Origin of the sequence: Variovorax soli NBRC 106424 (assembly GCF_001591385.1) — a bacterium.
GTDB classification, from domain to species: domain Bacteria; phylum Pseudomonadota; class Gammaproteobacteria; order Burkholderiales; family Burkholderiaceae_C; genus Variovorax; species Variovorax soli.
In genome coordinates, this window is the sequence record NZ_BCUU01000019.1 from 46,114 (window position 1) to 64,321 (window position 18,208).

Annotated in this window: 13 protein-coding genes; 7 read left to right on the forward strand and 6 right to left on the reverse strand. The window is 68.7% G+C overall.

The window, feature by feature from the left end:
• Positions 1-37: 37 nt before the first annotated feature.
• Positions 38-1,381, reverse strand: a complete 1,344-nt coding sequence (locus tag VSO01S_RS08390; protein WP_068641352.1) for a dicarboxylate/amino acid:cation symporter — start codon at positions 1,379-1,381, stop codon at positions 38-40.
• Between the two features lie 81 nt (positions 1,382-1,462).
• Entirely contained in the window at positions 1,463-2,200 is a 738-nt protein-coding gene (phbB, locus tag VSO01S_RS08395) for an acetoacetyl-CoA reductase (RefSeq protein WP_068641353.1), read from the reverse strand.
• A gap of 136 nt (positions 2,201-2,336) precedes the next feature.
• Here phbB and VSO01S_RS08400 point away from each other — a divergent pair, with 136 nt between their 5' ends.
• From VSO01S_RS08400 to VSO01S_RS08425, 6 genes are read left to right on the forward strand one after another with little or no spacing between them, the layout of a single operon-like run.
• Positions 2,337-3,359 carry an ABC transporter ATP-binding protein gene (locus tag VSO01S_RS08400; protein ID WP_068641354.1) on the forward strand — a complete coding sequence of 341 codons (1,023 nt, stop codon included), beginning with the start codon at positions 2,337-2,339 and terminating at the stop codon, positions 3,357-3,359.
• A gap of 54 nt (positions 3,360-3,413) precedes the next feature.
• Entirely contained in the window at positions 3,414-4,715 is a 1,302-nt protein-coding gene (locus VSO01S_RS08405) for an ABC transporter substrate-binding protein (protein WP_068641355.1), read from the forward strand.
• Positions 4,716-4,741: 26 nt separating this feature from the next.
• Positions 4,742-5,581 (forward strand): carbohydrate ABC transporter permease, encoded by an 840-nt coding sequence (locus tag VSO01S_RS08410; RefSeq protein WP_068641368.1) that lies wholly within the window; start codon positions 4,742-4,744, stop codon positions 5,579-5,581.
• Positions 5,578-6,411 (forward strand): carbohydrate ABC transporter permease, encoded by an 834-nt coding sequence (locus VSO01S_RS08415; RefSeq protein WP_068641356.1) that lies wholly within the window; start codon positions 5,578-5,580, stop codon positions 6,409-6,411. The genes VSO01S_RS08410 and VSO01S_RS08415 overlap by 4 nt, the downstream gene beginning before the upstream one ends.
• Positions 6,411-7,280 (forward strand): endonuclease/exonuclease/phosphatase family protein, encoded by an 870-nt coding sequence (locus tag VSO01S_RS08420; protein ID WP_174544716.1) that lies wholly within the window; start codon positions 6,411-6,413, stop codon positions 7,278-7,280. The genes VSO01S_RS08415 and VSO01S_RS08420 overlap by 1 nt, the downstream gene beginning before the upstream one ends.
• Before the next feature lie 56 nt (positions 7,281-7,336).
• Positions 7,337-9,316 (forward strand): FAD-dependent oxidoreductase, encoded by a 1,980-nt coding sequence (locus VSO01S_RS08425; protein ID WP_068641358.1) that lies wholly within the window; start codon positions 7,337-7,339, stop codon positions 9,314-9,316.
• Between the two features lie 3 nt (positions 9,317-9,319).
• On the opposite strand, the gene VSO01S_RS08430 is transcribed toward VSO01S_RS08425, so the two are convergent.
• From VSO01S_RS08430 to VSO01S_RS08445, 4 genes are all read right to left on the reverse strand, one after another.
• A complete protein-coding gene (locus VSO01S_RS08430; protein ID WP_068641359.1) occupies positions 9,320-10,279 on the reverse strand; it encodes an acetoacetate decarboxylase family protein in 960 nt (319 codons plus the stop codon).
• A gap of 10 nt (positions 10,280-10,289) precedes the next feature.
• A complete protein-coding gene (locus VSO01S_RS08435) occupies positions 10,290-12,512 on the reverse strand; it encodes an FAD-dependent oxidoreductase (RefSeq protein ID WP_068641360.1) in 2,223 nt (740 codons plus the stop codon).
• Entirely contained in the window at positions 12,509-16,609 is a 4,101-nt protein-coding gene (locus tag VSO01S_RS08440; RefSeq protein ID WP_153305177.1) for an AAA family ATPase, read from the reverse strand. The genes VSO01S_RS08435 and VSO01S_RS08440 overlap by 4 nt, the downstream gene beginning before the upstream one ends.
• A 108-nt stretch (positions 16,610-16,717) precedes the next feature.
• On the reverse strand, positions 16,718-16,924 hold the full coding sequence (locus VSO01S_RS08445; RefSeq protein ID WP_068641369.1) for a dodecin: 207 nt from the start codon (positions 16,922-16,924) through the stop codon (positions 16,718-16,720).
• Between the two features lie 363 nt (positions 16,925-17,287).
• Between VSO01S_RS08445 and VSO01S_RS08450 the strand changes: the two genes are divergently transcribed.
• Positions 17,288-18,208 (forward strand): DNA topoisomerase IB (locus VSO01S_RS08450; protein ID WP_068641362.1); only part of this gene is annotated, 921 nt, incomplete at its 3' end.

Sequence of the window (18,208 nt, forward strand, 5' to 3'; positions counted from 1 at the left end):
TCCTGCAGTCTTCAGCCGGCAATACCGCTGTCCATGCTCAGCCGGCCATGCGGCTGTCCTTGGCGTTCACCAGTTCTTCGGGCTCCTGGGCTTCGACCCAGGTTTCGTTGTCGAGGCCCGCCTTGAGCCGCTCCTCGTCCAGCGCGCCGGTCCACTTGGCCACCACGATGGTCGCCACGCCGTTGCCCACCAGGTTGGTCAGCGCGCGGGCCTCGGACATGAAGCGGTCGATGCCGAGGATGAGCGCCAGCCCCGCCACCGGCACGTGCCCCACCGCCGACAGGGTGGCCGCCAGCACGATGAAGCCGCTGCCGGTCACGCCCGCCGCGCCCTTGGAAGTGAGCAGCAGCACGGCCAGCAGCGTGAGCTCCTGCGTGAGCGTCATGGGCGTGTTGGTGGCCTGCGCGATGAACACCGCCGCCATGGTCAGGTAGATGGAGGTGCCGTCCAGGTTGAAGGAGTAGCCGGTGGGAATGACCAGGCCCACGCAGGTCTTGTCGGCCCCGAGGTTCTCCATCTTCTCCATCATGCGCGGCAGCACCGACTCGGAGGACGAGGTGCCCAGCACGATGAGCAGCTCTTCCTTGATGTACTTGATGAACTTCCAGATCGAGAAGCCGTGCAGCTTCGCGATGGTGCCCAGCACCACGAAGATGAACAGCAGGCAGGTGAGGTAGAAGGTGCCCATCAGCTTGCCCAGCTGGAACAGCGACGAGATGCCGTACTTGCCGATGGTGAAGGACATCGCCCCGAAGGCGCCGATGGGCGCCAGCTTCATGATGTAGCCGATGATCACGAACAGCACGTGCGAGCTTTTCTCGATCACGTCGAACACCAGCGTGCCGCGCCCGCCGAAGCGGTGCAGCGCGAAGCCGGTGAGCACGGCCACCAGCAGCACCTGCAGGATCTCGCCCTTGGCGAAGGCATCCACCACCGTGTTGGGAATGATGTGCAGCAGGAAGTCGACCGTGCCCTCCATCTTGCCCGGGCCGGTGTAGGCGGCCAGCGCCTTGGTGTCCAGGCTGGCCGGGTCGACGTTCATGCCGGCGCCGGGCTTGAGCAGGTTGACCAGCACCAGCCCCACCACCAGCGCGATGCTGCTGACGATCTCGAAGTACAGCAGCGCCAGCCCGCCGGTCTTGCCCACCTTCTTCATGTCTTCCATGCCGGCGATGCCCACCACCACCGTGCAGAAGATGATGGGCGCGATGAGCATCTTGATGAGCTTGATGAAGGCGTCGCCCAGCGGCTTCATCATCTCGCCCAGCGAGGGCCAGAAATGGCCCAGCAGGATGCCGATGACCACTGCCACGATCACCTGGAAATACAGCGAACGGTAAAGAGGCAGCTTCTGCTTTGTTGTTGTGGCGCCTGATTCCATTTCTTCCTCCTGAGTGCCGAAGGCACAAAAAAGAAAACCCGCCGAAGCGGGTTTCTGACTCAGTTTCTGCGCATTGGCAACTCAATGCATGTGCAGGCCGCCGTTCACGGGGAAGTCGGCACCGGTGGAGTAGCCGCCCTCGTTGCTTGCCAGCCACGAGATGATGGAGGCGATTTCGCTCGGCTCGCCCAGGCGCTTGACCGGGATGGTGCCCACGATCTTGTCCAGCACTTCCTGGCGGATGGCCTTGACCATGTCGGTGCCGATGTAGCCAGGGCTCACCGTGTTCACCGTCACGCCCTTGGTCGCCAGCTCCTGCGCCAGCGCCATGGTGAAGCCGTGCATGCCGGCCTTGGCGGCCGAGTAGTTGGTTTGGCCGGCCTGGCCCTTGGCGCCGTTGACCGAGCTGATGTTGACGATGCGGCCCCAGCCCTTTTCCACCATGTCGCCCACCACCTGCTTGGTGACGTTGAACATGCTGTTGAGGTTGGTCTCGATGACGGCGCTCCAGTCTTCGGGCGTCATCTTCAGGAACATGCGGTCGCGCGTGATGCCGGCGTTGTTCACCAGCACGTCGATGCTGCCGTGCTCGGCCTTGGCCTTGGTAAAGGCTTCTACCGTGGACTGCCAGTCGCCCACATTGCCCACCGAGGCGTGGAACTCGTAGCCCTCGGCTTTCTGCTCGGCCAGCCATTTGGCGTAGTCGCGTGTAGGACCGCAGCCGGCGATGACGGTGAAGCCGTCCTTGTGGAGACGCTGGCAAATGGCGGTTCCGATGCCTCCCATGCCACCCGTGACGTATGCGACCTTCTTGCTCATGATCTTTCCTTCTTCATGTGAACAACTTCCCCTAAGGGCCGAACCACTTTAGCGAGATTGGATGACGCCATCGTCTCAGGAAAACACCGAGGGAATCGGCAACGATATGTCACACACCCGTGCCTAAACTCCGTTGATGTCTTCCGTCGAGCTTTCCGGCATTGCCAAATCCTGGGGCGAGAGTACCGCATTGCATGGCGTAAATCTCACCATCGACCCAGCTTCTTTTTGCGTATTGCTCGGCCCCTCGGGCTGCGGCAAGTCCACCACCCTTCGCATCGTGGCCGGGCTGGAAGGCGCGAGCGCCGGGCAGGTGCGAATCGCCGGGCGCGACGTCACCCACCTGCCGCCCGCGCAGCGCGGCATTGCGATGGTGTTCCAGAACTACGCCTTGTTCCCGCATCTTTCGGTGGCCGACAACATCGGCTTCGGCCTGTCGGTACGCAAGGTTCCTGCCAGCGAACGCGAGCGGCGGGTGAAGGACGCAGCCGACCTGCTGGGCCTGTCGGCGCTGCTGGCGCGCAAGCCCTCCCAGCTGTCGGGCGGCCAGCAGCAGCGGGTGGCCCTGGGCCGCGCGCTGGTGGCGCAGGCCCAGGTTTGTCTCATGGATGAACCGTTGTCCAACCTGGATGCACAACTGCGCCAGGACATGCGGCGCGAGTTGCGCGAGCTGCAGCGCCAGCTGGGCCTGACGGTGATCTACGTCACCCACGACCAGACCGAGGCCATGAGCATGGCCGACCAGGTGGTGCTGCTCAACCGCGGCCGCGTCGAGCAGGCCGGCCCGCCCCGGGACCTCTACGCCCGCCCCGCCACCACCTTCGCCGCCCGCTTCATCGGCACGCCGCCCATGAACCTGCTGGCGCTCGAGGGCGGGCACATCGCCGGCAGCGGCATCCGCACCGGCCTGGCCGCGGCCACGCTCGGCGTTCGCCCCGAGGCGGTGCGGCTGGCCGCGCCCGGCGAAGGCATCGACGCCGTGGTGCGCAGCGCCGAGTACCTGGGCGCCGACCTGGTGCTGCATTGCGCCGTGGGCACCGAGTCGCTGCTGGTGCGCACCCAGGGCCAGCACCGGGTCGAGGCCGGCATGCCGGTGCACCTGGCCTGGCAGGCGGCTGACACCCACGGCTTCGATGCCGAGGGCCGGCGCATCCACTGAGCTCTTTCCTTTCCCTTCGTTTCTCTTCACTTCCAACCAAGGACGAACAACAAGATGCAAAGAAAGACTTTCCTGCGTGCCGCCGTCTGGCAACTCGCGGCGGCCGGCGGCCTGCTCGCCGGCGCATCCGCGGCGCAAGCCCAGGCGCCTGTCGACCTGCAGTTCTACTACCCGGTGGCCGTGGGCGGTCCCATCGCCAAGACCATCGACGGCTTTGCCGAGGGCTTCATGAAGGAGAACCCGGGCATCAAGGTCACGCCTATCTACGCCGGCACCTACCAGGAGAGCATCGTGAAGGCGCTCACGGCCCACAAGTCGGGCACGCCGCCGGTCACCTCGGTGCTGCTGTCCACCGACATGTTCACCCTCATCGACGAAGACGCCATCGTGCCCTTCGACAGCCTGGCCAAAACGCCCGAGGACAAGGCCTGGATGGGCAGCTTCTACAAGGCCTTCATGGCCAACAGCCAGACCGGCGGCAAGACCTGGGGCATTCCGTTCCAGCGCTCCACGGTGGTGATGTACTGGAACAAGGAAGCCTTCAAGGAAGCCGGCCTCGACCCCGAGAAGGGCCCGGCCAACTGGGCCGAGCTCAAGGCCATGGCCGCCAAGCTCACCAAGAAGGACGCCAGCGGCAAGGTCACGCAGTGGGGCGTGCAGATTCCGTCCAGCGGCTTCCCCTACTGGCTGTTCCAGACGCTGACCACGCCCAACGGCGCCATCCTGGCCAACGAGGCCGGCACCAAGGTCACCTTCGACGACCCCAAGGTCATCGAGGCGCTGCAGTACTGGGTCGACCTGGGCAAGGCCGGCGTGCACCCGCCCGGCGTGGTCGAGTGGGGCACCACGCCCAAGGACTTCTTCGAGAAGAAGGCCGCCATCATCTTCACCACCACCGGCAACCTGACCAACATCCGCAAGAACGCCGGCTTTCCCTTCGGCGTGGGCATGATCCCCGGCAACGTGCGCAAGGGCTCGCCCACCGGCGGCGGCAACTTCTACGTCTTCAAGAAGTCTTCGCCGGCGCAGCAGGAAGCGGCCTTCAAGTTCATCAAGTGGGTGACGCAGCCCGAGCGGGCTGCGGCCTGGAGCATGGACACCGGCTATGTGGCCGTGTCGGAAGCCGCCTATGCCACCGACACGCTCAAGAAGTACGGCCAGGAGTTTCCGCCGGCCCTGGTCGCGCGCGACCAGTTGCCGGTGTCGGTGGCCGAGTTCTCCACGCACGACAACCAGCGCGTGACCAAGGCGCTGAACGACGGCCTGCAGGCCGCGCTCACCGGCAGCAAGACGCCTGCCCAGGCGATGAAGGACGCGCAAGCGGAAGCCGACCGCATTCTTCGCAGCTACAAGTGAAGCAGCGCGCGATCCACGCGTGGCTGATGCTGCTGCCGGCACTGGCGCTGCTGGTGGCCTTCACGCACTGGCCGGCGGTCTCCACCTTCGTCGACAGCTTCTACTCCACGCCCAAGGGCGCGCGCCCGGGCGTGTGGGTGGGGCTGGAGAACTACCAGGTGATGGCGGCCGATCCGGTGTTCTGGAAGGCGGTGCGCAACAACCTCATCTTCGCGGGCGCCACCATCCCGGCCTCCATCGGCCTGGCGCTTGTCATGGCGCTGTGGGTCAACGAGCGCATCGCCGGCCGCGCCTTCCTGCGCATGGCCTACTTCACGCCCACCGTGCTGCCGATGATCGCGGTGGCCAACATCTGGCTGTTCTTCTACACGCCGCAGTACGGCCTGCTCGAGCAGATCACCGGCGCGCTCGGCCTGCCCTCGCACAACTGGCTGGGCAGTCCGTCCACCGCCCTGGGCGCGGTGACGCTGGTGGCGGTGTGGAAGGAAGCCGGCTTCTTCATGATCTTCTACCTGGCCGCGCTGCAGACGCTCAACCCCAGCCTGCGCGAGGCCGCGGCCATCGAGGGCGCCTCGCGCTGGTACTTCTTCTCGCGGGTGCAGTGGCCGCTCCTCATGCCCACCACGCTGTTCGTGCTGGTCAACGCCTGCATCAACGCCTTCCGCATGGTCGACCACCTGTTCGTGCTCACGCGCGGCGGGCCGGACAACGCCTCCATCCTGCTGCTCTACCACTTGTACGAGGTGGGCTTCAGCTTCTGGGACACGGCCTATGCCTCGGCCATCACGGTGGTGCTGGTGGGGGTGCTGGCGGGCATCGCGCTGTTCCAGTTCTTCGTGCTGGACAAGCGGGTGCACTACAAATGACGCGCGCACCGCAACGCCTGGCCTACAACGACCCGACGTGGCTCGACACGCTGGCCGCCTGGCTGCTGGCGCTGATGTGGATCCTGCCGCTGGTCTACGCCTTCTGGACCGCCTTCCACCCGGCGCAGTTCTCCACCCGCTTCGACCTCGCGGCGCCGCTCACGCTGGACAACTTCAGCCGCGCCTGGGCGGCGGCCCCCTTTGCACGCTACTTCCTCAACACCACCGTGCTGGTGGTCATGATCCTGGCGGTACAACTGGTGCTGGGCACCCTGGCGGCCTACGCCTTTGCGCGCTACAGCTTTCCGGGGCGCAACATCGCTTTCGCGCTCGTGCTGGTGCAGCTGATGATCATGCCGGACATCCTGGTGGTGGAGAACTACAAGACCATGGCTCGCCTGGGCCTGGTGGACACGCTGCTGGCCATCGGCCTGCCCTACTTCGCTTCGGCCTTCGCCATCTTCCTGTTACGCCAGACCTTCATGGGCATTCCCAAGGAGCTGGACGAAGCCGCCAGGGTGGAAGGCGCCAGCGCCCTGCAGGTGCTGTGGCGGGTGTACGTGCCGCTGGCGCGGCCGGTCTACACCGCCTTCGCGCTCGTCTCGGTGAGCTTTCACTGGAACAACTTCCTGTGGCCGCTCATCGTCACCAACAGCCAGAACGCGCGGCCGCTCACCGTGGGGCTGCAGGTGTTCTCCTCGGTCGACCAGGGCGTGGACTGGTCGATCATCACGGCCGCCACCGTCATGACCTCGGCGCCGCTGCTGGTGGCCTTCCTGCTCTTCCAGCGGCAGTTCGTCCAGAGCTTCATGCGCGCGGGCATCAAATGATGAAACTGATCACCTGGAACACCCAGTGGTGCCGCGGGCTCGACGGCCTCGTCAGCCCCCGCCGCATCGTGGAGCATGCACGCGGCATGGCCGACTTCGACGTGCTGTGCCTGCAGGAAATCGCCCAGGGCTTCGACGCCATGCCCGGCGCGCCGGGCGACCAGCCGGCCGAACTGGCGGCGCTGCTGCCCGGCTTCCAGCTCTTCTTCGGCCCGGCCGTGCACGAGTTCGACAGCAGCACCGGCCGGCCGCAGCGCTTCGGCAACCTGATCGCCACGCGGCTGCCGGTGGCCCGGGTGCAGCATCACCTGTTGCCCTGGCCCGCCGACCCGGCCGTGGGCAGCATGCCGCGCATGTGCACCAGCGTGACGGTGCAAAGCAAGGAGCTGGGCGCCCTGCGCGTGATGACCACGCACCTGGAGTACTACTCGCAAGTGCAGCGCTCGGCCCAGGCCGAGGCATTGCGCAGCCTGCATGTGGAAGCTTGCGCCCAGGCGATGTCGCCGCCCAAGCCCGAGTTCGACGACGCCGGCACGCCCTTCCAGCACAAGGTCCACACCGTGCAGGCCCTGTTGTGCGGCGACTTCAACATGCCCGCCACCGACCCGGCCTATGCCGCACTGCTGCAGCCCTTCGAGCTGGCCGGCGGATCGCGGCAGCGGCTGCACGATGCGTGGCCCGCCCTGCACGGCAGCGCGCAGCCGCATGCGCCCACCTTCCGCCTGTTCGACCGGCGCTACGGGCCGGATCCGGTCGCATGCGACTTCGTCTTCGTGAGCGACGGCCTCGTCCCTCGCTTGCGCCGCATCGAGGTGGACGGCGCCACGCAGGTGTCGGACCACCAGCCGGTGCTGGTCGAACTCGGTTGAATGCCGTCCCGCAATCGGCTTCGCTGAGGTACCCTCCCGCGCGGAGGGATTCAGCTATGCAGCAAGCAGCGGCGCAGGGCCCCGGCGCGGGCTCTCGGATCAAGGTGGCCGTCCTCGGCGGCGGGCCCGGCGGCATTTCGGCGGCGTTCTGGCTGAGCGCGACGCCGGCCTTGCGGGCCCGGTACGAGGTCACGGTGCACACCCTGGGCTGGCGCCTGGGCGGCAAGTGCGCCAGCGGGCGCAACATGGTCGTCGGCGGGCGCATCGAGGAGCACGGCCTGCACGTTCTCATGGGCTGCTACCAGAGCGCCTTCCAGACCATTCGCCAGTGCTACGCCGAATGGCAGCCGCGCGCCTCCAGCCCCTTCAAGCTGTGGACCGACGCGATGACGCCGCAGTGGAAAGTCGCCGCCGAGGAGCAGGCGCCCAACTCAAGCCCGCCACGTTGGTCACCCTGGGAGTTCACCCTGCCCGAGCTTCCCGGCGAACCGGGTGACCCGCGCTTGGCCGACACCGATGCGCTCATCGGCAACCTGGCCGCCTGGCTGCATGGGCTGCTCGATGCGCAGCCGGAGCTGGCCGCCGAGTGGAGCTACGGCCCGGTGCTGGCACTGCTGGGGCGCCTGGCTTCGCCCTCGCTCTGCGAGAACGTCGACGAAGAAGCCGGCAGCCAGCTGCGGCAACTGGCCGAACGGGTGCGCACCCGGCTGGCGACACGCGGCCCCGCGCCGGCCGCGGTCGATTCGGCATTTGCGGACACGCTCTCGCACCTGCTGATCCTCGCGGACCTGGGCCTGTCCGCCGCCATCGGCTGGTTCTTCGACCTGATGGGCAAAGGCCAGGCCGGCTACGACGCGCTGAACGCGCTGGACTTCCGCGCCTGGCTGGGCCGCCACGGCGCCACCGACGCGGCGCTGAACAGTGCCCCCATCCGCGCGCTGTACGACCTGACCTTCGCCTACCGGGGCGGCGACGCATCGACGCTGGCCAACGGCTCCATCGCCGCCGGCGTGACCTTCCGCTTTGCCATGGACATGGTGCTGGGCTACCGACACGCGCCGTTCTGGAAGATGAATGCCGGCACCGGCGATGCCTTGTTCACGCCGCTCTACCAGGTGCTGGCCGCACGCGGCGTGAAGATCGAGCTGTTCCACCGCGTCGCCGGCATCGAGCTGAACGCCGATGCATCGCGCATCGGCACGATCCGCATCGACCAGCAGGCCGATTTCACCAACGGCGAGTACCAGCCCTTCGTGGTGGTGAAGGGTCTGGACTGCTGGCCGAACCAGCCCAACTGGGAGCAGCTCGTGGACGGCGAGCGGCTGCGCCAGGCCGGCGTCAATTTCGAATCCAGCCATGACACGACCGTGGCGAAGCAGCTCACGCTGGTGGACGGCCAGGACTTCGACCAGGTCGTGCTGGCCGTGCCGCCCGATGTGATCCGGGCCGTGGCGCCTGCGCTGGCCGCGGCAGATGCCCGCTGGGCGAGCATGGTCGCGCAAAGCGTGTCGGTGGCCACCGAGGCCTTCCAGCTCTGGCTCCAGCCGGCGCTCGGCGAACTCGGGTGGCCCAGCAGCGCCACCATCGTCTCGGCCTATGCCGAGCGCTTCGATTCGTGGGCTGACATGTCGCAGCAGTTGCCGCACGAAGACTGGCCGGCGGCCGACACGCCTCAGGCCATCGAGTATTTCTGCGGCTGCCTGCCGCAGGACGCCTCGCACGCAGACCCGGAGCGGGATGTGCAGGCCTGGCTCGACGCCTCCATTGCCGGCCTGTGGCCTGCCGCCACCACGCCGGACGGCAAGCTGAAGCCGGGCGTGGAAATCTCGCGCTACTGCCGCGCCAACTGGGAAGGCGCCGAGCGCTATGTGCAAACGCCGGCCGGCAGCGTGAGCTACCGCCTGCCGCCGGGCCCCGCGCAGTTCGGCAACCTCTACCTTGCCGGCGACTGGACGCTGACCCGCTTCAGCGGCGGCTGCTTCGAATCCGCCATCGAATCCGGCATGCTCGCCGCCGCAGCCATCTCGGGCGGGTGACGCTCAGGTTCGCGACACCACCACCGCGCCCGGCAGCGCCTTGAAATCCATCGCCACCCAGGCGGCGATGTCGATGGGCACCGTCGTCTGGCCCGGGCTCGGCGCCGTGCCCAGAAGATCCTGCACGATCTGATGGCTCTCGCAGGTGGCGATCTTCAACTGGTAGTCGCTCGCGCGCAGCAGGCCGCCGCCGGAGAAGCCGGTCAGCTGCGCCGGCGAATCGACGATCGCCTGGAAGCAGGCGCGCGACGGATCGAGCGAATCGCGGAACTGCTTCATCTGCACAGTCGGAATCACGGGGGCGCCGATCAGCGCATCGACCAGTTCGTGTTCGGCATCCGCAAGCACCGTTCCCAAAAGCCCTCGCACGGCATCGCGGCCGCTTGACCATTGCGAGGCCGCCGGCACAGGCGCCGGACCGGACACGGTCAGTAGGGCCGCGTTGCGCGCCGGCGTCTGCGGGGACAGCGTGTCGAACACGGTGGTGGTGCAGACAAAGTCCGTGCCAGTCCCAGGCGCCCCGGGCGCATCCCCCGGCACGGCAATCTGCGCGCCGACCTTGGGCCAGCCCCACACCTCCCGCCCGGTCAGCAGGCCGATGGTGTAGTCGATGAAGATGTAGGGCGTCCAGAAGACGATGCGCATCGCGCCGCGCTCGTGGTTCGTCTCGAGCAGGGGCACCCACAGCGCGCATTCGCGGCCCGGCTGCCAGCCGATGGCATCGACCTGCGAGGTGCAGTGCTCGATGGCCATGAAGCTGATCATCGAGAAGCCCGCCAGCACGCGGTAGCTCACGCGGCCGGCGCCCACCGGGTTGAGCAGCGAATCGACCAGCTTCTGCATCGCCCCGGCATCGGCCCGAAAGCCGAAGACACAGGCCTTCGCGCCGGTGAACACCGCGGGCGGCGCCAGGCTGGCGGCGCCATGCCCGATCCAGGAAATGAAGGGAGGAAGTTCGGCCATGGTGCTTCCCTTACTCGGCCCGCTGCGACGGCTTGCGCTGCAGGAAGTCGTAGCCGACGATGCGTGCGGGCTGCCCGCAGATGGCGCGCGACGCGGCCATGCCCGACATCACCGCACCTTCGATCGCGGTGGTGTTGAAGCCGTGGCGCGTCGCCTCGCCGGCCAGGATCAGGTTGGCAAAGCCGCTTTCGGCCGGGTGCAGGCGGTACTGCGTGGTGCCGGCGGCCGAGAGCACGCAGCATTCCGTCGGGTCGATGTTGGCGCGCAGAAACTGCTGGTCGAAGCGCGCCTCGCCGCTGGCCGATCCGCTGAAGTCGGTCAGCACGTCGAAGCGGAATTTGCCCTCCGCCGTGCGGGCCGCCGGCCAGATGCAGGCCGAGGCATCGTTGAGCCAGGTGATGGTCTGCGCGCGCAGTTCGTTCCAGGCCTGCACCGGCACGCCCGTTTCGGAAGACGGCTGGCGGTACAGCGTGGTGGCGTAGGTGCCGCACAGGTAGTGCAGCGACTTCGGCTTGGGAAAGCCCACTGCCGGTTCCACCGCCAGCACCTGCGACATGTCGGCCCAGATGTTCATGTATTCGGGCCCCGACACGGTGGCCGGCTTGCCGCTGGTCCAGCCGAGTTCCTCCAGCGTCTGGTTGGACCACAGCTGCAGGGCCTGGGTGGCCACGATGCCGATGTTCTGGACGAAGTCGGCAAAGCGCCCGCCTTGCTGCAGCAGCTCGTCGCACATCGTCGGCTCGCCGTTGAGCGGCTTGTAGGCGCCCATCGAGATGGCCAGCACCACGGTGTCGAACTCGCTGCCCTGCTTCAAGACCTCCTGGCCGGCGGCCGGCCAGTCGCACCAATGGCTCTCGAAGTTGACGCCGGCAGCCTTCATCTTCGCGCCGTCCACCAGCTGATCCCAGTCGGGTTCGCTCGGCCAGCAGACCAGGTTCTCCATCATGAAAGTGGGCTGGTAGTCGCCCTGCACCACATCCGCCTGGCGGTCCATGTGCACCGCGGCGATCTGCTGGCCGTCCGGCGACAGCTCGAGCCGCGTCACCTTGCGGAAGAACTGCACCTTCACGCCGGCATCCAGCAGCGCCTGGTACAGCGGCGCCACCACCGCCTCGCCCATGCCGGTCTGGATGTCCCACATCATCGCGCCCTTGAAGGTGCCCAGCAGCCGCGCGCACACGCCCAGCGCCGTGCCCGCCGCGTACGACGGCCGGCTCACATCGCCGTCCGCATACTGGAACAGCGTGTCGTACACGATGCGGGTGACGGTGGAGTTGGCGACGATGTCCGGGTCGGCGCCGTGCTTGACGAGCCAGGCGCGAAAGTCGATGTCGTCGAGCGATTCGAAGGGCCGGTCCGGCAGCACCAGGTCTGCGAAGTAGCCGGCCGCGGCAGCAATGGCGATGTCGATCAGTTCCCCCACCACCTGCAGCTCGATGGCCAGCGGCGTGCCCGGCGCAGCGTTCGCGCGTGCCGCCGCGGCGCGGAAGGCCGACTGCAGCAGCCGGTGCGTGTCCAGCAGTTGCACCACATGCTGCGGATCGGCCGCGGACGGCTCGGCCAGCAGCGACTTCATCCACAGCGCGCCGGCATCGGCCAGTTCGTGAAAGCCCAGCTGCACCGCTTGCGAACGGTCGAACAGCGCCTTGGCGCGCGCCAGTTCGCCATCGGCCAGCTGCACGAGCGCCGATGCGGCAAAGCTGCTGGGCAGCGGCTGGGGCGCCGGTTGGGCGGCGGCCTGCGCCGCGGCGTCGAGCCGGCCGATGAGACCCTTGACCACCAGCAGGAACAGGTTCCACATGGTGGTCCAGGCCTCGGCCGGCGTCATGTCCACGCCGCCCTGCCCCGGCGTTCCGCCATTGGTCGGCCAGGTCAGCGGAAAGTAGGTGTAGCCGGTGTCGGTCTTCACGCCGATGGGCGTGTACAGCTGCGGCTTGGCGACATCGGTCCAGTGCTGCAGCGGGCAGTGCGGCGGCGGCGTCCGGTTGGCATAGATCTCCTGCACCATGCCGAACACGTTGGCATAGCAGCCGAACCACACATGCAGGCCGTGCTCCAGGTTGCGGCCCCATGCGTCGCGCCCGCTGGCGGCCTTGCCGCCCAGGCGCCAGCCCAGCTGGTAGAGCGTGACCTCGTGCTGCGCGCGCAGCTCGGGCGTGCGCGTGAGCTCGTAGGCGGCGCTCAGGCCGGCCATACCGCCACCCAGGATCGCGATCTTCTTCTTTCCGGTCATGCAGGCTCCTCGATGTTGTGACTGGGGTTGTTCCAGCGTGGGGTCGGCAGCGCGGCGGGCTTCCAGGGGTTGGCGCCGAGCCGGTCCATGATTTGCATGCCGCGTGCCAGGTGTTCGCTGCGCTTGTCGGGCGACGCCTCCACCTCGGCCAGCGCCAGATGGCACAGCGCTTCTTCGAAGGGCAGCGCGAAATGCACGGCGTGGCCGATACCCTCGCGCCAGCAGGCTGCCGCCCGGGCGGGCCGGCCCAGGGCGAGCGCCAGGTGGCCGCGCAGCAGCCTTTCGCGGGCCTTGAAGATCACGATCTTGCTGGCATAGCTGGCGGCCGCGCGGCAGGCCGCGCGGGTCGATTGCAGCCGCGTGCGCAAGGGCACCCGGGCTTGTGCCGGACCCTGGGCCAGGGCCAGGTGCACCTCTGCCACCGAGGCCACGCTGAGCAGCGCGATGCCCATGGTCGGTGCGCTCTCCAGCATGTTCTCCAGCGCGGTGGTGGCGGCGCGCAGCGCCTGGCCGGCGTTGCCGGATTGCAGCTGCGCCGCCGCCTCGATGCCGTCGCACAGCAGCCGCTCGGCGCGGTGCAGCGCCTCGCTGCGTGCCAGCGCGATGCGATGCAGCACACGCGCCGGATCGCGCCCTGCCTGCATGTCGAGCAGGGCCAGTCCGCACAGAACCCAGGCCCGCACCGGCACGTTCTCGACCTGTTCGGCCTCTTCGCCATAGGCATTGAGGCGCAGCGAAGCCTTCGCATGGTCGCCCCGGAGCAGGTCGGCATAGGCCTGGATGACGCGGCACGACTGGGCGCGAAAGCGGTCGCCCAGCCGGTCGAATATCGCGGCGCCGGTGTCGCAGTGCGCGTCCATGTCGGCCCAGTGCCCGGCCTGGAAGGTGAAGACCGCCGCCAGAAGATGCGCGAAGCCCTGGTCGTGAAGCGTTCCCTGCTGCTGCGCCAGCGCGATCGCGCGGCGCCGGTAGAAGCCGGCTGCGCGATGAAAGCCCGCCGTGCCGAAGCCGATGGCCAGGCCGCCCAGGCCGCCCACCGTTTCTTCCACGGCCTGCGCGCGCTCGGCGCGGTTCAGCGAGGTGAGCGCATCGTGCAGCACGCCGAGCGCGTCGCCGCGGAAGTAGGCGCGTTCCGCATGCCGGGTGAAGATGTGGGCGCTGAGCTGGTCGCGCGCGCGGGCCTGCGCATTGCTGCTGGGCCGGCCCAGTCCGCAGCGGTGCATCAGCTGGCGCCAGATTTCCCTCACCAGGCTGCTCACGATGGCCGGGCGGCTCGCAGGCACGCGTATCTCGCTGAGCGAGGCGCACACGTTGAACCAGGTGTGGGCTTCCTCGAAGCGGGAGAGTTCGTGGCAGGCATCGCCCTGCAGGCGCGCCAGTTCGGCCTCCTGCTGCGTGGGCAGCACGATGCGCGCCTGCGCCGCCAGGCGCTGGACGTGGCCGACGTGAACCAGCGCGTCGTGGTTGGCGCTGCGCTCCAGCGAATAGCTGGCCGCCTGCTGCCGCCAGCGGATGGCGGCCTCGAAGCGCTCGGCCAGTTCCCAGTGGTGGGCCAGCTCGGCCGAATGCGGGTCGAGTTCGCCCGCATGGCGCCGCTCAATGAACTCGGCCAGCTGCTGGTGCAGCGGCTGGCGCTGGCGCAGGCTCAGCAGGTCGTAGGTGACCTCCTGGATGATGGCGTGGTGAAAGACATAGGTGCCCGCCGACGGCGCCTCCGGCTCCAGGATGGCCGCGTCCGCCAGGTCCTTGAGCATGGCGCCCAGGCTGGCTTCGTCCAGCCCGAGCGGATGGATCGCCCGCACCACCTCGGCCGAGACGGAGCGGCCGATCACGCTGGCCACCTTGGCCGTCATGAGGTGCGAGGCCGGCAGGCCGTCCAGGCGGCTCACCACCAGGTCGCGCACGTTGGACGGAACGATGTTCGCATCCAGGTCGTGCTCGACCAGCCGGATCTTGCCGCCCCGGACCATGACCACGCCGCGTTCGAGCAGGGCCAGCACCAGCTGCACGGCATGAAACGGCAGGCCGGCGCAACGTTGATGGACGAACTCCACCAGGCGCCTGGGCGCATCCGGCGTGCCCAGCAGGTCCACCACGATGGCCTCGATCGCATCGATGGGAAGGCGCGCCAGCGACATGCGCGGGCGCACCGGCTCGAACAGGCGCAGCGCATGCGGCGCGGCCGCGGCGTCCAGCGGCCGCGAGGCCAGCACCCAGAGCAGCTGCGGCAGTCGAGGATGCAGGCCGAACATCAACTGCGCCGAGGGCTCGTCGATCCAGTGCAGGTCGTCCAGCGCCAGCACCAGCGGGGCCTGCGCCGCCATGCGTGCCAGCAGAACGGCGAGCAGGTCCTGCAGGCCGGCCAGGCGCGCCTGCCCGACGATCTGCGCCGCCAGGCCGTCGTCCTCGATCTGCAGCGGCAGGATGTCCTCCATCAGCGCCGCCTTGTCCGCCGCGGGGTCGCCGTGCAAGGCCTCGAGCAGCCGTGAACGCAGCAGCGAGGCCGGCGGCTCGGGCGGGTCGCCCGGCTTCCACAGCAGCCGCCGCACCAGCCCCCGACAGGCCGCGTACGCCTCGTGCGTCTGGAACGCCGAGGTCGTCATGATGATCACGGTGAAGCCGCGCGCCTGCGCTGCCCTGTCGAACTGCCGCAGCAGGTGCGACTTGCCGGCCCCCGACTCCGCCTCGATCGAGACGGCACCGCCGCGGCCCTGCGCCAGCGCGTCCAGCATCTGCTCGAAAGCCTGCGCCTCGCTCTCGCGGCCATGCAGCCAGGCAGGCCGGCGCGGCGGCGGCGTGCCGAGGTCCGGGCGCGCATCGTCGAAGCGGTGGGCCATCAGCGGCTCGCGCAGGCCCCGGACCATGAGCGGCTGCGCCTCGGTGAAGCGGAACCGCGCCGTGGCCGCGGCCGAGGCTGCGCGCACGGTCGCGTCGTCGATCAGGATGGCGCCGCCGGCGTTCTGCATGAGGCGCGCCGAGCGATGCATCAACGGCCCGTTGACCAGGAAGTGCCGGCGGCTGCGGTTGCCGACGTCGCTGCAGAAGGCACGCCCCGTGGCCACGCCGATCGAGGCTTTCACGCCCAGGCCGCGCAGGCTGGCGTGCATGCGCCGCGCGGCTTCCAGGCCGCGCGTGGCATCGTTCTCCCGCGCCTGGCCGGGCAGTCCGCAAGCCAGCACCGCGATCACGCCCTTGTCGCCCACCACCAGCTCGAACAGCCGGGCCGACAGCGGTTCGATGGCGGTGCGCATCGCCTCGATCCCGCGCAGGATGCCGTCGGCCGCATCCGGGGCGGCCGGGTCCAGCCCGCCCAGCAGCGTGTGGACCACGGTGATCATGCGGAACTCGGCCATCCAGCCGGCCTCGGAGGCGTCGGCGCGCTCGCCCACCACGCGCGGCAGGTAGCGGTGCGCCAGCGCGGCGGCGGCGCCTTCCGCGGCGAAGGGCTCGATGGCAGCCGGCGCCACCGCGCCGTTCAACGCGACAAGGCAGCTGAACGCGTTGCCGGAACTGCCGCCATCCGACGTCAGTGCTGCGGCGCCCAGGCATTGGACAAAACGCCGGCTCATGAAGATCTCGCCGGGATCGCCCGCATGTGCCAGGCCCGCCAGTTCCCGGATCGGCGCACCCGTGACCGCGTGGTAGCCGCGGTCGCCCGGATTCTGGAACGTGACCGCGGTGACCGAACCGGTCGCCAGCGCGATGCGGTGCCGAAGCACCACGTCGAACACCAGCCGCCGGCCGTTGAAGGCGTCGCGCAGCGCGATGGCCGCGGCGGCGGCTCGATGTTCCGGGCCGCCCTGCCCCTGGCCTTCACGCCAGATGGCCAGCACGGCATCGCCTTCGATCTGCACCACGTCGCCGCCATGCGCGGCAACGATGTCGAACACCTCGCCGAAGTACTGGTCGAGCAAGGTTCCCAGGCGCTCGGCGCCATGCGGCCCTTGCGCCGCAAACCGCTCGGTCAGGCCGGAGGACCCGGCGATGTCGACCAGCAGCACGGCCGCGTCGAATTCATCGCGCCATGAGGGATGTGCGGCCGCGCCTGCGTGCAACTGCGTCTTCAACAAGCGAGAGACGTAGGCACCGGTTTGCATGGCCGCCAACTGTAGGCGGCCGGATGCCGCCAAACCCCCAGGGAAACGCTAATCCGATGGTTCTACCCGGTCATGCCGATCCTGCTGCACCCAAGCGTGCAGCGTGCGCTACTCGAGCGTGAAGCCCACCTTCAGTGTCACCTGCCAGTGCTGTACCTTGCCGTCGTGCACGTGGCCGCGCGTCTGCGTCACCTCGAACCACTGGATGTTGCGCACCGTCTCGGCCGCCTTGGCAATGGCCCGGCGCACGGCGTCGTCGCTGCTTTCGGTCGAGGAGCCGGTCAGCTCCAGATGCTTGTAGACATGGTTGCTCATGGACTTCTCCTTGTGTTGAGCGTGCCGACGCTTGCGCATCACCTTGCGCGCCACCATTAAGCAGGCAAGCGCGCCCGGATTCAAGCCCGGGCGCGGCAAGGCCGACACACCGATCAGGCATCGACCGACACGCGCTCGGGCATGCAGGGCACCGACATGCACGTCGCGGCAGCCTGTAATTTCCCTGTGCACCCTGCGACCACTGCATCTCCCCGTCCGACGGCGACGACGCCGCTGCCGCCGCAGCCTCGGCTGCGGCAACGCGGGGGTAGCGGCGGTCCATCCGCGGTGCGTTCATCGCGGCGAGCAACGCGCTCCATCGCAGAACTGAGCGCCGTCTTCCAGGCCCCGCCGCCCCAGGCCTTGCGATGGGTCAACGACCAGGAGCTGGGCTATCGCCGGGTCAAGAAGGGCGAAGGCTTCGCTTATCTGGACACACGCGGGCGCCCGCTGCGCCGGCCCGCGGAACTCGCCCGCATCCGCGCCCTGGCCATTCCGCCGGCCTACACCGACGTCTGGATCTGCGCCAGTGCGGATGGCCACATCCAGGCCACCGGCCGCGACGCGCGGGGCCGCAAGCAGTACCGCTACCACGCGGACTGGCAGGCGCAGCGCAGCGAATACAAGTTCGACAGCCTGCCCGCGTTCGGCCAGCTGCTTCCTGCGCTGCGCCGCCGGGTGCGCAGCCGGCTGGGCGGCGGCAGCGCACCGACGCGCGAGCGCGTGCTGGCCGCGCTGGTGCGCCTGCTAGACACCACCGCCATGCGCGTGGGCAACATCGAGTACGCGCGCACCAACGGCAGCTATGGACTGAGCACGCTCAAGTGCAGGCATGTGCGCATCGGCAGGTCGAGCCTGCGGCTGGCCTTCGTCGGCAAGAGCGGCGTGCGGCACGACGTGGCCGTGGACGACGCGCGGCTCGTGCGCCTGATGCGCCGCTGCGCCGACCTGCCGGGACAGCACCTCTTCCAGTACATCGACGATGCGGGCCAGCACCGGCGCGTGGATTCCACCGACATCAACGAGTGGCTGGCCAGCCAGGCCGGCCCGGGCGTGAGCGCCAAGGTCTTTCGCACCTGGCATGCCACCGTGGCCGCGCTCGATCTGCTGCTGGACCCGCGAGGCCCCGGCGCGAGCCAGGTGGTGAAGGCCGTGGCCGAGCGCCTGGGCAACACGGTGGCCGTGTGCCGCAAGGCCTACATCCATCCGGCCGTCATGCAACTGATCGCCTCGGGCCAGGACCCGGCCGAGCTGCGCGCGCAGCCGTGGGCCGCCCGGCCGCCC

Coding starts and splice junctions, on each gene's coding strand:
- VSO01S_RS08390 (WP_068641352.1), bottom strand. CDS start 1,381: ATGGAATCAGGCGCCACAACAACAAAGCAGAAGCTGCCTCTTTACCGT.
- phbB (WP_068641353.1), bottom strand. CDS start 2,200: ATGAGCAAGAAGGTCGCATACGTCACGGGTGGCATGGGAGGCATCGGA.
- VSO01S_RS08400 (WP_068641354.1), top strand. CDS start 2,337: ATGTCTTCCGTCGAGCTTTCCGGCATTGCCAAATCCTGGGGCGAGAGT.
- VSO01S_RS08405 (WP_068641355.1), top strand. CDS start 3,414: ATGCAAAGAAAGACTTTCCTGCGTGCCGCCGTCTGGCAACTCGCGGCG.
- VSO01S_RS08410 (WP_068641368.1), top strand. CDS start 4,742: ATGCTGCTGCCGGCACTGGCGCTGCTGGTGGCCTTCACGCACTGGCCG.
- VSO01S_RS08415 (WP_068641356.1), top strand. CDS start 5,578: ATGACGCGCGCACCGCAACGCCTGGCCTACAACGACCCGACGTGGCTC.
- VSO01S_RS08420 (WP_174544716.1), top strand. CDS start 6,411: ATGAAACTGATCACCTGGAACACCCAGTGGTGCCGCGGGCTCGACGGC.
- VSO01S_RS08425 (WP_068641358.1), top strand. CDS start 7,337: ATGCAGCAAGCAGCGGCGCAGGGCCCCGGCGCGGGCTCTCGGATCAAG.
- VSO01S_RS08430 (WP_068641359.1), bottom strand. CDS start 10,279: ATGGCCGAACTTCCTCCCTTCATTTCCTGGATCGGGCATGGCGCCGCC.
- VSO01S_RS08435 (WP_068641360.1), bottom strand. CDS start 12,512: ATGACCGGAAAGAAGAAGATCGCGATCCTGGGTGGCGGTATGGCCGGC.
- VSO01S_RS08440 (WP_153305177.1), bottom strand. CDS start 16,609: ATGCAAACCGGTGCCTACGTCTCTCGCTTGTTGAAGACGCAGTTGCAC.
- VSO01S_RS08445 (WP_068641369.1), bottom strand. CDS start 16,924: ATGAGCAACCATGTCTACAAGCATCTGGAGCTGACCGGCTCCTCGACC.